The 16,070-nt window shown below is 58.4% G+C and carries 18 protein-coding genes; 9 read left to right on the top strand and 9 right to left on the bottom strand.

Features of this window, described 5'->3' with window-relative positions; genetic code table 11:
• Positions 1–14: 14 nt before the first annotated feature.
• The 4 genes from NAC44_RS11365 (at position 15) to NAC44_RS11350 (ending at position 2,832) form a co-directional block, all read left to right on the top strand.
• Complete coding sequence (locus NAC44_RS11365; RefSeq protein WP_250940849.1) at positions 15–281, top strand: usg protein; 267 nt, start codon at positions 15–17, stop codon at positions 279–281.
• 69 nt (positions 282–350) lie between these two features.
• The gene (locus NAC44_RS11360) at positions 351–1,154 is read left to right on the top strand and encodes a class I SAM-dependent methyltransferase (RefSeq protein ID WP_250940847.1); all 804 of its coding nucleotides are present in this window, start codon (positions 351–353) and stop codon (positions 1,152–1,154) included.
• A gap of 180 nt (positions 1,155–1,334) precedes the next feature.
• The gene (locus NAC44_RS11355; RefSeq protein ID WP_250940845.1) at positions 1,335–1,928 is read left to right on the top strand and encodes a LysE/ArgO family amino acid transporter; all 594 of its coding nucleotides are present in this window, start codon (positions 1,335–1,337) and stop codon (positions 1,926–1,928) included.
• A 34-nt stretch (positions 1,929–1,962) separates the two neighbouring features.
• Positions 1,963–2,832: an NAD(P)-dependent oxidoreductase gene (locus tag NAC44_RS11350; RefSeq protein WP_250940844.1), complete on the top strand. Its 870-nt coding sequence runs from the start codon at positions 1,963–1,965 to the stop codon at positions 2,830–2,832.
• Positions 2,833–2,888: 56 nt separating this feature from the next.
• Here the strand turns inward: NAC44_RS11350 and NAC44_RS11345 are convergent, their stop codons facing one another.
• The 3 genes from NAC44_RS11345 to NAC44_RS11335 all read right to left on the bottom strand — a co-directional run bounded on the left by NAC44_RS11345 (position 2,889) and on the right by NAC44_RS11335 (position 4,570).
• The gene (locus NAC44_RS11345; RefSeq protein WP_250940843.1) at positions 2,889–3,377 is read right to left on the bottom strand and encodes an Lrp/AsnC family transcriptional regulator; all 489 of its coding nucleotides are present in this window, start codon (positions 3,375–3,377) and stop codon (positions 2,889–2,891) included.
• Between the two features lie 66 nt (positions 3,378–3,443).
• A complete protein-coding gene (locus tag NAC44_RS11340; protein WP_250940842.1) occupies positions 3,444–4,064 on the bottom strand; it encodes a uracil-DNA glycosylase family protein in 621 nt (206 codons plus the stop codon).
• Positions 4,061–4,570, bottom strand: a complete 510-nt coding sequence (locus NAC44_RS11335) for a thermonuclease family protein (RefSeq protein ID WP_250940841.1) — start codon at positions 4,568–4,570, stop codon at positions 4,061–4,063. The genes NAC44_RS11340 and NAC44_RS11335 overlap by 4 nt, the downstream gene beginning before the upstream one ends.
• 151 nt (positions 4,571–4,721) lie before the next feature.
• On the opposite strand from NAC44_RS11335, the gene NAC44_RS11330 reads away from it, so the two are divergent.
• Positions 4,722–6,257 (top strand): sensor histidine kinase, encoded by a 1,536-nt coding sequence (locus NAC44_RS11330; protein ID WP_250940840.1) that lies wholly within the window; start codon positions 4,722–4,724, stop codon positions 6,255–6,257.
• A gap of 129 nt (positions 6,258–6,386) precedes the next feature.
• On the opposite strand, the gene NAC44_RS11325 is transcribed toward NAC44_RS11330, so the two are convergent.
• A complete protein-coding gene (locus NAC44_RS11325; RefSeq protein ID WP_250940839.1) occupies positions 6,387–7,973 on the bottom strand; it encodes a DHA2 family efflux MFS transporter permease subunit in 1,587 nt (528 codons plus the stop codon).
• Positions 7,970–9,226 carry an HlyD family secretion protein gene (locus NAC44_RS11320; RefSeq protein WP_250940838.1) on the bottom strand — a complete coding sequence of 419 codons (1,257 nt, stop codon included), beginning with the start codon at positions 9,224–9,226 and terminating at the stop codon, positions 7,970–7,972. The genes NAC44_RS11325 and NAC44_RS11320 overlap by 4 nt, the downstream gene beginning before the upstream one ends.
• Positions 9,227–9,362: 136 nt before the next feature.
• Here NAC44_RS11320 and NAC44_RS11315 point away from each other — a divergent pair, with 136 nt between their 5' ends.
• The 3 genes from NAC44_RS11315 (at position 9,363) to NAC44_RS11305 (ending at position 11,856) form a co-directional block, all read left to right on the top strand.
• Positions 9,363–10,079, top strand: a complete 717-nt coding sequence (locus NAC44_RS11315) for a TetR/AcrR family transcriptional regulator (protein ID WP_250940837.1) — start codon at positions 9,363–9,365, stop codon at positions 10,077–10,079.
• A gap of 257 nt (positions 10,080–10,336) precedes the next feature.
• Complete coding sequence (locus NAC44_RS11310) at positions 10,337–11,599, top strand: Y-family DNA polymerase (RefSeq protein ID WP_250940835.1); 1,263 nt, start codon at positions 10,337–10,339, stop codon at positions 11,597–11,599.
• Between the two features lie 5 nt (positions 11,600–11,604).
• Entirely contained in the window at positions 11,605–11,856 is a 252-nt protein-coding gene (locus NAC44_RS11305) for a hypothetical protein (RefSeq protein WP_250940833.1), read from the top strand.
• Positions 11,857–11,860: 4 nt separating this feature from the next.
• On the opposite strand, the gene NAC44_RS11300 is transcribed toward NAC44_RS11305, so the two are convergent.
• The gene (locus NAC44_RS11300; RefSeq protein ID WP_250940831.1) at positions 11,861–13,087 is read right to left on the bottom strand and encodes an MFS transporter; all 1,227 of its coding nucleotides are present in this window, start codon (positions 13,085–13,087) and stop codon (positions 11,861–11,863) included.
• Positions 13,084–13,728 (bottom strand): winged helix-turn-helix domain-containing protein, encoded by a 645-nt coding sequence (locus NAC44_RS11295; protein ID WP_250940830.1) that lies wholly within the window; start codon positions 13,726–13,728, stop codon positions 13,084–13,086. Before NAC44_RS11295 ends, NAC44_RS11300 begins: the two co-directional genes overlap by 4 nt.
• Positions 13,729–13,892: 164 nt before the next feature.
• Between NAC44_RS11295 and NAC44_RS11290 the strand changes: the two genes are divergently transcribed.
• On the top strand, positions 13,893–14,786 hold the full coding sequence (locus NAC44_RS11290; RefSeq protein ID WP_250940829.1) for a hypothetical protein: 894 nt from the start codon (positions 13,893–13,895) through the stop codon (positions 14,784–14,786).
• Between the two features lie 425 nt (positions 14,787–15,211).
• Here NAC44_RS11290 and sufA read toward each other — a convergent pair whose 3' ends face one another.
• Together sufA and NAC44_RS11280 are read right to left on the bottom strand one after the other, a co-directional pair.
• A complete protein-coding gene (gene sufA, locus NAC44_RS11285) occupies positions 15,212–15,592 on the bottom strand; it encodes a Fe-S cluster assembly scaffold SufA (protein WP_250940828.1) in 381 nt (126 codons plus the stop codon).
• A gap of 88 nt (positions 15,593–15,680) precedes the next feature.
• Positions 15,681–16,061 (bottom strand): SUF system Fe-S cluster assembly protein, encoded by a 381-nt coding sequence (locus NAC44_RS11280; protein WP_250940827.1) that lies wholly within the window; start codon positions 16,059–16,061, stop codon positions 15,681–15,683.
• Between the last annotated feature and the right edge of the window lie 9 nt (positions 16,062–16,070).

The raw sequence follows: 16,070 nt of genomic DNA, 5'->3' as shown, positions 1-16,070 counted from the left end.
GAAGAGGTAGCCATATGAATTCCGAGATGGAAATGATGCTGAAGGGTTATGGTATGACCACGGCCCAAATTCTGTACCGCATGCCCGATCATCCCAGCCTGTTGCAGACCTATATCTGGCAGAATTACGATCTGGCCCCGGATTTTCCCGAGATGCGCGGTTTTCTGAAATTCTGGCAGGAAAAGCTGGAGGGACCGCTGCATTCGGTGCGCTATGTGCACCGCAAGCTGATCGCCGCCAATGAATGGCGGGCGCTGAAGGGGGAATTCATCCTCCACTGATTGCCAAAGCGCCATGAAGCCGGTAGAGCCTCAGGAAAAAGCAAAGTGCTTGAGCAAAGAGGCGTATCCATGGCGAAGATCGACGAGGAAAAGCTGGCGGAAGCCTATAACCGGGCGCTGGCACTGGAAAAAGCCGGCGATATCGACGCCGCCGTGAAGGCCTATGAAGAGGTTCTTGCCATCGATCCTGAGGATCATGGCGGTGCGGCTGTTCGCATGGCCTCGCTCGGGCGCGGCGAAACCCCGCCGAAAGCACCGGATGCCTATGTCGAAACCCTGTTCGACCAGCATGCCGAGAGTTTCGAGGATATTCTGGTCGAACAGCTCGGCTATGCCGTGCCGGTCATGGTGCGCCAAAGGCTTCAAGCGCTGGAGCTTGGGCCGTTCAAGCGGATGCTCGATCTCGGCTGCGGCACGGGGCTGACCGGCGGCGCGCTGCGCGATATGGTCGAGGATATCACCGGCATTGATCTTTCGGAAAACATGGTCGAAATCGCCCATGAGAAAGACCTCTACGAGACGCTTTACGTCGCCGAAGTCGAGGATTTTCTCGAAGACAATGACGATGAGCCCTTCGACCTGATCACCGCGACCGATGTCCTGCCCTATCTCGGCGCGCTGGAGCCGCTGTTTTTCGGGGCCGCGGAAAATCTGCTTCCCGGCGGGCTTTTCGTCTTCTCCTCGGAAACCATGGGCGAGGATACCCCCTACAAGGTCGGCCCGCATCAGCGTTTCGTCCATGCTGAAAGCTATGTCCGCGAGCGTCTGACCGCCACCGGCTTCGAGATCGTGGACCTGAGCAGTATCAATGTGCGGATGCAGGATGGCGAACCCTCACCCGGCCATCTGGTGATTGCCCGGCTGAAGGACTGAGACAGGAAAGCGGCGGCGATGGACGACGCTCTTTATCCGCCGCTCACAGCCGATGATGACGGCTATCTGGCCGTCAGTGACGGCCATAGCCTCTATTATGAAGTTTCCGGCAATCCGAGTGATATAGCCATCCCATAAGTTGCGCCTGTCGCATTCCAATCCACTTAGCCAGAGGCGCCATTGTCTGCATTCCTCCCCGGTCTTTTCCTTGGCCTCAGCCTGATTGTCGCCATTGGTGCGCAGAATGCCTTTGTGCTGCGTCAAGGGCTTCAGCGACATCATGTCTTTGCCGTCTGTCTTGTCTGCGCGCTGTCCGATGCCGTTCTGGTCATGGCGGGGATTAGCGGTTTTGGCGCGCTGGTGACAGCCCTGCCGAAGCTTGAACTGGTCATGACGCTTGCCGGCGCGGCTTTTCTGTTCGTTTATGGGCTGAAAAGCCTGTGGGCAGCCTATAAGGCCACGTCCGGGCTCGATCCGGCCGCGCGTGAGGCGGGCAGTCTGACGAAAACGCTGGCCACCTGCCTTGCCTTCACCTGGCTCAATCCACATGTCTATCTCGATACGGTCGTGCTTTTGGGTTCGGTTTCCACCCATTACGGCGAAAATCGCTTCATCTTCGGCCTCGGCTCGATCACAGCCTCTTTCGCGTTTTTCTTTGCCCTCGGCTATGGCGCTCGGCTTTTAGCCCCTGTCTTTGCCAGACCTGTCGCATGGCGGGTGCTGGATCTCATCATCGGGGTGATCATGATTGCACTGTCGATCAAGCTGCTTTAACCCTTACCACGACAGAAAAGAAGGAGCATCTCAGATGGCCAAGGTTGCATTCATCGGGTTGGGGGTCATGGGCTATCCCATGGCGGGACATCTGAAGGCCAAGGGCGGGCATGACGTCACCGTTTATAACCGCACAACGGCCAAGGCGGAACAATGGGTCGCCCAACATGGCGGCGCGCTGGGCAAGACACCGGCAGAAGCCGCGAAGGACGCCGATTTCGTCTTCACCTGCGTTGGCAATGATGACGATCTGCGTGCCGTGACCACCGGACCGGAGGGCGTTCTGGCCGCGATGAAACCGGGGGCGATCCTGATCGACAACACCACGGCCTCCGCCGATGTGGCGCGCGAGCTTTATCAGGCCGCGAAAGACAAAGGCTGCGGTTTCATCGATGCTCCGGTCTCGGGCGGTCAGGCCGGTGCGGAAAACGGCGTGCTCACGGTGATGTGCGGCGGCGATCAGGCGACCTTTGACACGGCGCGGCCGGTGATCGACGCCTTTGCCCGGATGATCGGCCTGATGGGGCCTGCCGGCTCCGGCCAGTTGACCAAGATGGTCAACCAGATCTGCATTGCCGGGGTGGTGCAGGGCCTTTCTGAAGCGGTGCATTTCGGCAAAAAGGCCGGGCTCGACATCGAAAAGGTCGTTGAGGTGATTTCAAAGGGTGCCGCCGGCTCCTGGCAGATGGAAAATCGCCACAAGACCATGAATGAAGGCCGCTATGATTTCGGCTTTGCCGTGGACTGGATGCGCAAGGATCTCGGCATCGTCCTCAACGAAGCCAAAGCCAATGGCGCAACCCTGCCGGTCACGGCGCTGGTCGATCAATTCTATGCGGAAGTTCAGAAAATGGGCGGCAATCGCTGGGACACGTCTGCCCTTCTCGCCCGCCTGGAAAAGTGATTTTCGTCAACCATCCCCCGGCTTTCCAGCCGGGGGATGGCAATACAACGAGAAGCTTATTCCTCGCCGGATTTCTGGCTGTCGAGCACCATATAATCGAGCGGCAGTTCGGTCGTATATTTGATCTGCTCCATGGCAAAGGCCGAGGAGACATCGCGGATTTCGATCTTGGCGATCATCCGCTTGTAGAAAGCATCATAGGCGGCAATATCAGGCACGACGACGCGCAAGAGATAGTCGACATCGCCGCTCATGCGGTAGAACTCCACCACTTCGGGAAATTCCGCCACCACCTCGGAAAAACGCTTCAACCATTCGATCGAATGGCTGTTGGTTCGAATTGAGACAAACACCGTCACCTTGGTGTTGATCTTCGCAGGATCGAGCAGCGCCACCCGACGCTTGATCACCCCATCCTCTTCCATCTTCTGGATGCGCCGCCAGCATGGCGTGGTGGAAAGCCCGACTTTCTTGGCCAGATCGGCAACGGCCAGCGTCGAATCCTCCTGCAGAATGCGAAGAATTTTTCGGTCGAGTCGATCCATGCGCGCACCTCTTCGGAATTTTTTTCCGGTATAGCGCAATTTTTGCTTCGCGAAAGCAAAATGCTTTCATGGAGCAAAATGATCCACTTTCTTTTTCAGATGCGGCAGCAATTCCGCCTCAAACCAGGGATTGCGTTTCAGCCAGCCGCTATTGCGCCAGCTTGGATGCGGCAAGGGGATGAAAGCCACCTCGTCCTCCGACCCCTCATAATCCCGGAAATGCTTCACCGTGTCCGTCATGGTTTTCTGTCTGGCCCTGCCAAGATGCCATGTCTGAGCGTAAGCGCCCACCAGAACGACCAGCCTTATCTGCGGCATGACCGCAAGAGCGCGTCCTCGCCAGTGCGGCGCGCATTCCCGCCTTGGCGGCAGGTCATGGCCCTTGGCGTCATAGCCGGGAAAGCAGAAACCCATGGGCAGAATGGCAAAGCGGCCGGGATCGTAAAACCTGGCCCGATCCACGCCCAGCCAGTCGCGCAGACGGTCGCCCGAGGCATCGTTGAAGGCAAGACCGGTTTCATGCACCCTTTTGCCCGGTGCCTGTCCTGCGATCAGAATTTTTGCCGTGGAAGACAGGACCACAACCGGCCTTGGCGCATGCGGCAAAGGTGTTTCTGTTTTATCCCGGCACAGATGGCAGGCGGCAATCTCCGTCGTCAGAACATCAAGCGGGCTCTTCAGGCTCACGGTTCGTTCCTGTTCATGAAAATCTGTGCACGCGGATGGCGCTTGCGCCAGTCTTCCGGCCGGTCGAAACTGCCGGACCAGAGGCCGAGCTTCTTCGCCTGTGCCTCTTTTTCCTGCTGGTCATAGCCGGAGGCATTGAGCACCAGACCGGCGCGGACCATATCGGCAGCGACATCCTGACCGGCGGCAGTGCAACTGACGTAAAGACGGCCCAGTTCATCGCGCGCGCCCGTGCCTGTGCAGCGGGCGTCGCTGACTGCCATGCGGGCGGCAAGACCGGACCGGGCCTCAGCCCCGCACAGCCGCGGCCTGCCCTCACCGTCGCGGCAGCGTTGGCCGATTTCGGGTGCATCGATACCGCTCAGATGCAAACGCTGGCCGCCAGACAGCAAGGTTTCACCATCGACAACGATGAAGGGCCCCTCGAAGACCTGAGATCGTTCCTTCCAGAAAAACCACAGGCATACAAGCCCGATCAGCAGCCCTGCAGCGGCCAGACCAGCCATTATGCTCCATATCCGGCGCTGTCCTGTCACATTTTGGCCCTTTTCGATAACAGGTGGTGTTCGAGAATGGCAAATAAATCCTTTCCAGAAAGTAACTCTTAAGATTTTCTTGCTAGGCTCCGTCCATCATCGGACGAAATGCAACCATACCATGGGTCAACGCCACTCCAGTACGACAGACAAGAATATTCTGGACCTGTCGCGTCGCCATCGTCGCCAGGCGGCGGCCAAAGCCTTGCGCGCGACCCGCGAAAGGCTGCAATCCGGTCATGGCGGCCCAGGCGTTTTCGAGCGCGACCTGCTGGCCATGCATATCCATTCCAATCTGCATGGCGCAGCGATCATTCCCGCCGTGATTGTGCTGGACGCGGTGACCAGCGTTTATGTCTCGCATAACCCGACCTATCTGTTCTGGGCACTGATGACCCTGATCGTGCATGGGCTGAACCTGATTTTGCTGCGTAAAGCCGAACGCAGGCTGGATAGCGCGCAAAAACCGGAATTCTGGCGTCTTGCCCTTCTGGCCGGTCAACTGGCCATGGGCGGATGCTGGGCCATATTTGCCGCCCAGCCGGTCTCCAGCTCCGTCTTTCCGACCCTGATGCTGATGAAGGGCGCCATTCTGCTGGTCGCCCTTTGCGTCACCGCCATGACCAGCATTCTTTTGCGTCAGGCGGTCGTCTATGCCTTTTTGCCGGCACTTGTCGCGCTGGCCGGGCAGGCTCTCGTCAGCCGCCGTGTCGAAGACATTGCCCTGTCCGGCCTGTTTGCCGTCTGCCTGCTGTTTTTCATCTATATCAACGGACGTCTTTATCTTTCCAATCTCAAGCTGATGTCGTTCCAGAGCGAAAAGGATGACCTGATCGCCGAGCTTGAGGTGGCCAAATCCCTGTCCGACGAAGCGCGCCGTCGTGCCGAAGAGGCGAATATGGCCAAGTCGCGCTTTCTTGCCTCGATGTCGCATGAATTGCGCACGCCGCTCAACGCCATTCTCGGCTTTTCCGAGGTGATGGCGCATGAGGTGCTGGGGCCGCTCAACAATCCGCTTTACAAGGAATATTCCGCCGATATCCACCGCTCGGGCCAGCATCTGCTCAATCTGATCAATGAAATTCTCGACCTGTCGCGCATCGAAGCTGGCAAATACGACCTCACCGAAGACTCGATGCTGTTGACGGATATTGCCGAAGATTGCGTTGGCATGGTGCAGCTTCGGGCAAAATCGAAGGATATCAAGATCAACCAATATTACGAGGCCAATCTGCCGCCGGTCTGGGCCGATGAAAAGGCCATGCGGCAGGTGGTGCTCAATCTTCTGTCCAATGCGGTGAAATTCACCCCGCAAGGTGGCGAACTCACCGTCAAGGCAGGATGGACGGCGGGGGGCGGCCAGTATATCGCCATCCGCGACAATGGTCCGGGCATTGCCGAAGAGGAAATTCCCGTGGTGCTGTCGGCCTTTGGCCAGGGATCGATTGCCATCAAGAGCGCCGAGCAGGGCACCGGCCTTGGCCTGCCCATCGTGCAGGCGATCCTTGCCAAGCACGGCGGCGAATTCAAACTGAAATCCAAGCTGCGCGAAGGAACGGAAGTGATTGCCATCCTGCCAGCCAAACGCGTGCTGCAAACGGTGCCGGCTGTTGCGAGCGCCCAGGCCATTCCGCCGCGTCGGCGCTATTTCGCCTGAAACCATGATCATGGCTCTTCTTCTTTCTTCCGACTGGACGGCAGAAGGCCGTCACTCATCGTTCCAGATGAGGAGTGGCGCCAGCAGTGAAGCGATCCGGCAAGCAGATGCTGCTTGCCGGATTTATATTCAGTGCCCCATGGACACCTTGCCGCCCAGCTTGACATTGCGCAGCGTCAAGGCCAGCGGAATGGCGCAGAGCGAAATGATCGTCAGCACCCAGAACGCATCGATATAGGAGAGGAATGACGCCTGACTTTGCACCTGTTCGTTGATCCAGGCCAGTGCCTGCTGTTGGGCGGTGATCTGCGAGCTGCCCTGCCCCATGAAATACTGGGTCATCTGGCTCATGGTCTGCTGATAGGCCTGCCCGGAAGGGATGACATGCTCGATCAGCCGACTCTGGTGGGTCTGCTCATGATGGGTAATGATGTTGGAAATCAATGATACACCAATAGACCCGCCGGTATTGCGCGCGGCATTGAGCAGAGCCGAGGCCTGATCTGTCTTGCTCGGCGGCAGACCGTCATAAGACGCAGAGGTGATCGGCAGGAAAATCAGCGGCAGACCGATCCCCTGCACCATACGGGCCTTGGCCAGATACCAGAAGCCAGTATCGGCATAGGTTTTGGTGATGAGATACATCGCCAGCGCCACAAAAGCCGCACCCGCTGCAATCAGATATTTCGGCTGGATCTTTGAAGAGATCGCCCCGACGACAAACATCATCGACATGGTGACCACGCCGCCCGGCGACAGCAACAGCCCCGCCCAGGTGGCGGTATAGCCGAGATTTTCCTGAACCAGCTGCGGCAAATACTGGGTCGTTGCCAGAAGCAGGGCGCCGGTTGCCATCATCACCAGAAAACAGGCGCCAAACTGCCGCGTGGCCAGCATGCGCACATCAACGGCCGGGTTCTTGTGTTTGAGCTCCCAGGGAATGGTCAGGATAAAGGCAAGCGCACAAATCACTGCGGCAATACGGATGAAGCTGGAGCCGAACCAGTCGTCATCAAGGCCGCGGTCGAGCACCAGTTCCAGCATGCCGAGAAAGGTCGCGACCAGACCAAAACCGATCCAGTCAAAGCCGCCAGTCTTTTTCAGCTGCCGTTCACGCTCCTCGCGGCTGCCTTCCGGCTCATGGATCAGCAGAGAGACGGCAAGCAACGTCAGCGCGCCCACCGGCGCATTGATCAGAAAACACCAGTGCCAGGACAGATTGTCGGACAACCAGCCGCCAAGGGTCGGTCCGACCACCGGTGCCACCACGACCGCTACTCCGAAAAGGGCAAAGCCTTGACTGCGCTTTTCCGGCGGAAAACTGTCTGCGAGAATCGACTGTGCCACCGGCACCATGCCGCCACCGCCAATACCCTGCAGAATGCGGGCAAACAGCAGGAATTGCAGATTGGGTGTCAGCCCGCACATGACCGAACTGATGGTAAACAGCGCAAGACAGCCGAGAAAGAACCGCTTGCGGCCAACACGCTGCACCATATAGCTTGTTGCCGTCACAATAACGGCATTGGCGACGAGATAGGTCGTCACCACCCAGGAGGCCTCATCCTGACCGACGCCAAGGCCGCCCGAAATATAATTCAGGGCGACATTGGCAATCGTCGTGTCCAGCACTTCCATGAAACTGGCCAGCGCCACGACCACAGCAATGATCCAGGGGTTGACGGCCGGACGAGATGAGGCCGCAGCGCTGGTCATAGCACGTTCCTCAGACGTTCATAAATCGAGGGGCTGGGATCAACCCGCACCGTCGGTTCCACCGACATGCCAGGCCCGAGCGTCACATCCTCGGGCACATCATCAAGGGTGATCTTGACCGGCACGCGCTGCACGATCTTGACGTAATTGCCGGTGGCGTTTTCAGCCGGAAGAAGTGAAAAGGCCGTTCCGGAGCCGGGCTGGATACTGGCGACATGGCCATGAATTTCACGGCCTGGATAGGCATCGAAAGTCACGGTCACCGGCTGCCCCGGGCGCATGTGGTTCAGCTGCGTTTCCTTGAAATTGGCTGTAATCCACAGCTTGTCCGGCACGAACATGGAAAGATTGGTGCCAGCCTGCACATATTGGCCGTTACCGGCAGAAAGCTGCACGACGCGACCGGGCTGCGGCGCGGTGATCGTCGTATAGGAGAGATTGAGCTTTGCCTGCTCCAGCTGAGCTTCATCCTGCTTCACAGTCGCTTCGGCGCTGGCGATCTGGAACTGATAGGCGTCCAGTTGGCGCTGGGCAGCGATCAGCGAAGCCTGATCGGTGGTCAGGGCTGCCTGATCCTGATGGAGCTCTGCCGTATATTGCTGTGCGTTCTGGATGGTGCCGGAACCGTTTTTCATCAGGGTTTCGTAGCGGTCATATTGCTGCTGGGCAAAGACCAGATTGGCCTTGGCCTGTTCGACCTGGGCTTTCTGCTCTTCCACCGTCGCCTGCTGAACGGTTTTTTGCGCCTTTGTATTCGCAAGGCTGGCCTTGGCCTGTTCGACCTGCGCCTCTGCCTCATCGAGCGATGTCTGATAATCGCGATCATCGATGCGGGCAATCACGTCGCCAGCCATGACATGCTGGTTGTCGGTGACGGCAACCGATGTGATATTGCCAGCCACCCGCGATGTGATGGCAAATTGCCGGGCTGCGACGAAAGCATCGTCAGTGCTTTCATAATGGGCGCTGTTATCCCAATAGATATAGGCGGCAACACCAATCACCGCCAGCGCACTGACACCGATGAGAAGCCGGCGCTTGCGCCGGGAGCCGCTGGAACCGGTCAGCTTCTGCCCCTCTGCCGACGCGCTGCCTTTCTGACCATGGCGCTCGCCATCATCGGCCTTGGATGTCTCTTCCTGCTGATCGGCACGCGCCTCCACAGGCTGGTTGTCTTTTTTTCTGTCGGTCTCACCGGCTTTAGCGTCGAGCACAATCAGCTTCGCCGAATTCCGCTCCTGAGGCGCATTCATGATCTACCTCTCCTATCCTGCAACAAATGAAATGAAACGTTTCATTTTACATTGACGTAGAGCCAGTCTTGGTGTTAGTCAAGAGACAGGGATAAAAAGAATCGGCAATAACGAAAGAGTGAGGATAGGCTTGAGCATGGATACCAGTAAGCGGAAGGAGACGGCGTCGAAGACGCTTACGCCGCGACGCGGCAGACCTCCGCGCGAGATGGCGGGAGAGGTTGAGGACAGGATTGTCAACGCCGCCCTCAAGGTCTTCATCGCCCGCGGCTATGAGGGGGCCAGCATTGATGAGATCGCGGAAGTGGCCCGCGCTGGAAAGCCCAGCATCTATGCCCGCTTTACCGGCAAGGAAACGCTGTTTCGCGAAGTGGTTTTGCGCTGGTCGCAAAAAACCACAGAAAACATTCCCTCCTGCGGCGATGGCGATATCGAAAAGCGATTTCAGGCCATTGCTCTCATGATCCTGCAGAATGCTGTCAGCGAAGAAAAAATCGGCCTCATGCGCAGCGTTATCGCCGAGGCCACACGCCATCCAGAACTGGCGACGACCATTCACTACGCCATGCGCGAACATGGCACAGCAACCATGATGAAGCTGGTGTCGGACATTGCCGAGTCTGATGCCATCCGCTGTCTGCCTGCCTTTGCACCGGGTAATCTGGTAGAAACCACGCGCCGCTTCATCGATATCGTCCTGCTGCCGATCATGGTGTCCTCGCTGTTCCACGCCGATCTGACGCCGGTGCGTGAACAGCTGGAAAACCACGCCTGCAAAGCGGCGTCTTTTTTTCTCAAAGGATGCGGTTACAGACCTCAGCTTGACACACATCGTGCGCCTGAACATTGCTGAGGCTTTTCGAACGACCGGGCACGACAGCGCAGTGCCTTTTATAAAACGCACGGCGCTGTAGGGTCAAAACCCAATCAGGATGGGTGTTCTGCATACAAAAAGATCATTCGTCTCTTTCTGTGGCTTTATGCAAACTCTGTCACATTCCCAATTGACTCTCGATCAAAAATAGAACAAATAAAGAACAAAGGGACTTATACCTTCTTTGAAACTCTATTGAATTTCGCGCGTTAACCGCGCCACAGGAGTCTTTTGCCATGCGAAAGCCCGAGACGATCGAGCGGCTTTATCTGGATTTCGACGGCTTCTTCGCCAGCGTCGAACAGCAGGCCGATCCATCGCTGCGTGGGCGGCCTATTGGCGTGGTGCCCTTTGCCGGAACCGACAGAACGGCGGTGATTGCCTGCAGCCGGGAAGCCAAGGCGATGGGCGTGAAAAATGTCATGGGCATCCGGGAAGCCCGCGCCGTCTGTCCCGATCTGATCCTCGTGCCGCAAAAGCCGGATCTTTACCGGCGGGCGCATAATACGCTTCTGGCGGAAATCGAGGCGGTGCTGCCGATCGATGCGGTGAAATCCATCGATGAACTGACCTGCCGTCTGGATGAGGGCCAGCGGCGCGATCCGCAAGTGCTGGCGGCGCGGTTGAAAGAGCGTCTGGCCCGCACTATCGGCCCCTTCATCACCGCCTCCATCGGCATGGCGGCCAACCGGCAACTGGCGAAGATTGCCTGCAAGGCCGGAAAAAAGCAGGGCACGACCTATGGCAATGGTCTGGCGATCTGGCCGCCGGAGATCATGCCCGGGCCGCTTCTGGAGATAAAGCTGGACGACATTCCCGGCGTCGGCCGCAATCTCTACCACCACCTGATGAAGATCGGCGTTTATGACACACGCGATCTTCTGGCGTTGCAGCCCAAACAGATGCGCAAGATCTGGGGCAACGTCACCGGCGAACGGCTGTGGTATGCGCTGCATGGCTATGACATTCAGGCTCCGGAAGCAGAGCGCGGCGCCTTTGGCCATGGCCGCGTTCTGCCGCCGGAAAGCCGCAGCCTGCCGAAAGCCTATGAGATTGCCCGATTGTTGATGATCAAGGCGGCGCGGCGTTTGCGACGTGCCGGCTATTACTGTTCCGGCGTCTGCCTCTGGCTGTCGATCCGCGAGGGATCGTGGAGCCGCAAGCTCAGCCTGCCCGTCGTGCATGACGACGCTGCGGTGCTGGCGGGACTGGCCACACTCTGGGCCGAGGCCGAGCGTGACCTTGGGGCCGAAACCGTCTTTCGCGTCGGCGTCACGCTGGTCGATCTTTCCTATGCCTCACAACGTCAACTCGACATGCTGGTCGATGACGACCACACCCGCCGCAAATGGGAGCAGGCCAATGCCGCCATCGACACGCTGAATGCCCGCTACAGCCGCACCACCGTCAGTCTCGGGCCTTGGTCGCCCCCGGCCGGCGGCCATGTCGGCGGCAAGATTTCCTATACCCGCATCCCATCCGCTGAAGATTTCTGGTGAGTGTCATGAGTTGGAAAACCAATATTCAGGTCCGCGATCTCGACCCCGATCAAAAACTGGAGCTGACCTGCACGCAATGCGGCCATGTTCACTACCTGACGCCGGAAATTATTCTGCGCGCGCCCGAACGCGGCTTTCTCTATCTCGACGAAATCGAGCGCGAAAGCATCTGCCGAGCCCGCGGCTGTCGCGGCGCGGTGCGCCTGGCGCTGGTCAGAAACAAGGACACCAGCGCCTTTGTCGGCGGGCTGGCGTGACGCATCACGGCGCGGGCCGCCGCTCAATCTCGCGAAATCCCCGCAAGAAAAGTGGCGACAGGGTGACGGCAAGATAAACCAGACCGACGACAAACAGGGCCGCATCAACACCGACCCCGTCCGTGAGAAGGCCGCCGACAAGACCGCCGAAGGGAATGAGCGACCAGCAGAGGGCCGCGTTCAGGGAGGTAACACGCCCGAGCAGCCTTTTTGGAATCCGCTCGAACAGGATGGCAGCCAGAATCGGATTGAGAAAACCTGACGCAAACCCGCTGATCCCCAACACGGCATAGAGTGCCAGGACGGGAGCATTCACGGCAAAAATCAGAAAACGCGGCAAGCCCGCAAGCAGGAACGCCACCGTATAGACCGCAAGCCGGGGCATTTTCTCCCCCATCACCGCGGCCATGGCAGCGCCCAGCAGTGAGGCTCCCATGAAAAAGGCAAGCATTGCGCCCATCATCTCCGGTCCATATCCCGACTGCCTGATCCAGACGGGCAAGAGAACGGCCTGAAATGCCTGATCGAGAAGATTGGTCATGGCAACCATGAGAACGGTTGCCCGCAGGACCACATCGCCGCGCAAGAAGCGCCAGCCTTCGCGAAACGCACCAAGGTAAGCCGCACGCTTCTCTGGCGGCAGCACAGTATTGCGTGAGACGACTGGAATAAACGTGCTGACAATGAGAAGAGCGAGCAAAAACGTCACAGCATTGACGAAAAGGGCAGGACCGGGACCGAATGCGGCAATGAGCGCGCCCGCCACGGCAGCGCCAAACGTTGAAGCCAGCCGTTCAACAGAGGCGATAACGCCTGTCACCCGTTCGAGCGGCAGGCCACCTTGTTCGGCCACATCCGGCACCATCGCCTGCTTCGCCGCATCCGAGGGACCACGAAAACAGCCCAGAATGAAGACAACCGGCAAAAGCGACGCCATCGTCAAGAGATGAAACAACTGCAGAACCGGTATCATTGCCGCAGCAAAAGCAGACATGCCATCACAGACAAGGGCAATCCGCCGTGCGCCCATCCGGTCGATCAATGGCCCGGCCAGCGCCTTGGCCAGAACATAGGGCAGCATTTCCACAAGTCCGGCAAGGCCGGTCCAGACGGGACTTCCGGTTACACTCAGCACCAGCCAGGGAATGGCAAGGGCTGAAAGGCGCGTACCGGAGATGGACAAAAGCTCCGCTGCCGTCAGGGCAAAAAAGGGCCGATGGTGTCGTTTCATAGCGGCTCCTCATCCTCGGCATGCGCGAGACGTCCTGGATAGGGAAAAGCGTGCAACAGAATGGAAAAAGCGGCCATGCCCGGCGGCAGCGGCTCGCCCAAGGGCGGGGCTGAGCGCATCGCCTCAAAAAGGACCTCTTCAATCCGTTTCGTCAGCACCGTCGCCTGCTCGGGTGTCATCGGAATCGTAAAGTCGCTCGCTGTAGAGGCCTGTCGCCATGCAGGCGGCAGGTCTGCCAATTCTTCGACAGACCGCTGCATGAGATCGACCTGCAAGGTCAACGCCGCCTGGGTGAAAGCAAAGCCCGCCTCCAGCGCCTCGGGATTGTCATCGCCCTCCACAGGGAAAATTTCCGTTACCTCATGCACAGCCCGCCAGAAACGATCCCGCCGTGACGGACCGGGCTGCTCTTCAATAAACCCATGCCGGGCCAATTGCCGCAGATGATAGCTGGTCGCTCCACTGTTCAGCCCAAGACGTGCGGCAAGCTGCGTTGCCGTCGCCGCCCCCTCAAGGCGCAACAGACCCAACATGCGTAGCCGCACCGGATGGGCAAGCGCCTTGAGCGCAACAATGTCGGGAACGACGCGGCGAACATTGCGCGCATCAGCGGAATCGGCGGTGGGCTCAGATGTCTTCATAGAGGAATGATAGATTGCAAAAATAGTTTTGCAAACTTTTCTTTGCAGATTGCCAGTTATGATGAAATCATTCCTCCGGCCTGACGCAAGCCAGAGCTGTCATCCTGCCCTTACTCTTACCGATGCCGTGATTGAGGCATTGCCTGCTACAGAGGAAGGATGACATGACGTCTCATCAGCCCGTTGTTTTTCGCCCGGCCCTTTCCGGCCTTCTGGCCGTCGTGTCGCTATCGCTGCTGTCCGGCTGCATGGGGCTGGGCTCCGGCGCAAAACCGGAGACAAAGGCGGCGGCACAAATACAAACGACGCCCGATCCCGTCCAGACGGCATCCGTTGCGGCACCAAATCAAAGTCTTGCAGCGCAAGCCGACAGGCTTGCCTATCACGACCCACGGGTCAGCACGCACAATCGCAAGACCTTCGATTATCGCCTCGCCCCTCCCGGCAATGGGCAGGCACAGGCGGTGCTGCTGCAAAACGGCGTGCCGGTGCAGGTCGCCGACGCCGAAACGGCTGCCGCAATGGCGCAGCAGAGTGCTGCACCGCACAGCCTGTTTTCTGCTCCAAGCGTTCAGGCTGATGCAGTCGCTGGCAATGGCCAGAGTCCGGCTCCTTCAGCCCTGCCCGGCCGACCGTTCCAGGCAACCGTCGCCAGCGTCTACAGTCTTCAAACCCAGCAGCCGCAGGTCGAGGTTCCCCAGCAGGCCAAGCCTCAAACGCCGCCCGTCGTTGTGGTCACGCCGCAATCCAGCGCACCCCGTCCGCCAACCAAGGCTGAAATTCTTGCCGGCCTCGCCCCGGACCCGCATCAGCGCCGCACCGCGACCAGACGTCAGGTTGCCGGTGCGCCGGGCGCCATGATGAACCCGGCCATTGCCGCACGCCTTCAAGCAAGCATGCCGACTGCCATGCCCGCCATGGCCAACTCCACCGGCGCAAGCGAAATGGAACAGATCGAAGGTGCGCCTCAGGCGCAAAGCATGACCAAGGATAGCTTTATCAAGAAATTCTTGAGCAAGATGCGTGGCTCAAACTCCGGCTCATCGTCCATGTTTTAGAGCATCGTGCGATAAATATGATGCATTCTGTTTGCTCAAACTTGCCGCCCCACAAGACGGATGGCGCAGCGCGATGCTGTGTCATCGGGCAAGCCATCCAACGCAGTGGGGGGCAAGTTTCAGCAAACCCGAAGGGCCGCATGTCTTTACGTCCTGATCAAGATTTTTCCCTCGGACGTACCGAGGGGTATGCCCTTCGGCAAAAATCTTGATCAGCCCATAAATTCATTGCGGCAGAATGCGTCATATTGATCGCACGGTGCTCTAAGCCAAAAGCCCGTCTCGTTTCATTGTCTTCTCTGAAACGAGACGGGCTTAAGAGTACACACCGACGAGAGTAAAACGAAGATCCGTAAAATGATTCAGGCAATTTAAAGCGTTACAGCGGCATGCGCCACATCTGCCGCATGCCGCTGTAAAATCACTCAGACCGGCTCACGGCGCTTCGCCAGTTCGGCGAGATCGGCAGCCTTCAGTTCCACCGATTCACCACAGCCACAGGCCGATGTCTGGTTGGGATTGTTGAAGGTAAAGCCGGAACGTAATTTCGTCGTCTCGAAATCAAGCTCGGTGCCCAGCAGATACAGCACAGCCGCCGGATCGATCCAGACATGGGCGCCATCGCGCTCGATATGATCATCCCTGGGATTGGGTTCGGTGACCATATCGATGGTATATTCCATTCCGGCGCAGCCACCCTTCTTGATGCCGACGCGGATGCCCTTGGCCTCAGGCCCGGCATTTTCGAGAATATCCTTGACGCGGTTTGCTGCCGCATCGGTCATGGTCATCACAGCGAAGCCCATGTTCGTCTCCTTTTCACCGCCGGGGTCAAGATCCGGCGCTTTCATTGAAGAAATATAATCTGCTGAACAGGTTACGACAAGCCGGCACTCAATACCAGCCGACAGCCACCTGCGCTTCTTCCGACATGCGGTCAGGCGTCCACGGCGGATCGAAGGTCAGATCCACATCGACGCCGGACACGCCCTCGACCGCGCCAACGGCATTCTGCACCCAGCTCGGCATTTCTCCGGCCACCGGACAGCCCGGCGCCGTCAGCGTCATGACGATCTTGACCATGCGGTCGTCTTCGATGTCGATCTTGTAAATCAGGCCAAGCTCGAAGATATCCGCCGGAATTTCCGGATCATAGACGGTTTTCAGGGCCGCGACGATGTCATCCGACAGGCGCGCCAGTTCTTCCTGCGGAATGCTGGACTGGACGATGCCTTCACGGACATCCGGCTTCTGATCATTCTCACTGACACTCATGATCGATCC

The organism is Allorhizobium sonneratiae (assembly GCF_023700755.1).
Classification (GTDB): domain Bacteria; phylum Pseudomonadota; class Alphaproteobacteria; order Rhizobiales; family Rhizobiaceae; genus Allorhizobium; species Allorhizobium sonneratiae.
The sequence above is the reverse complement of the archived record's forward strand: the minus strand, read 5'-3'. Positions and strand labels throughout refer to the sequence as shown.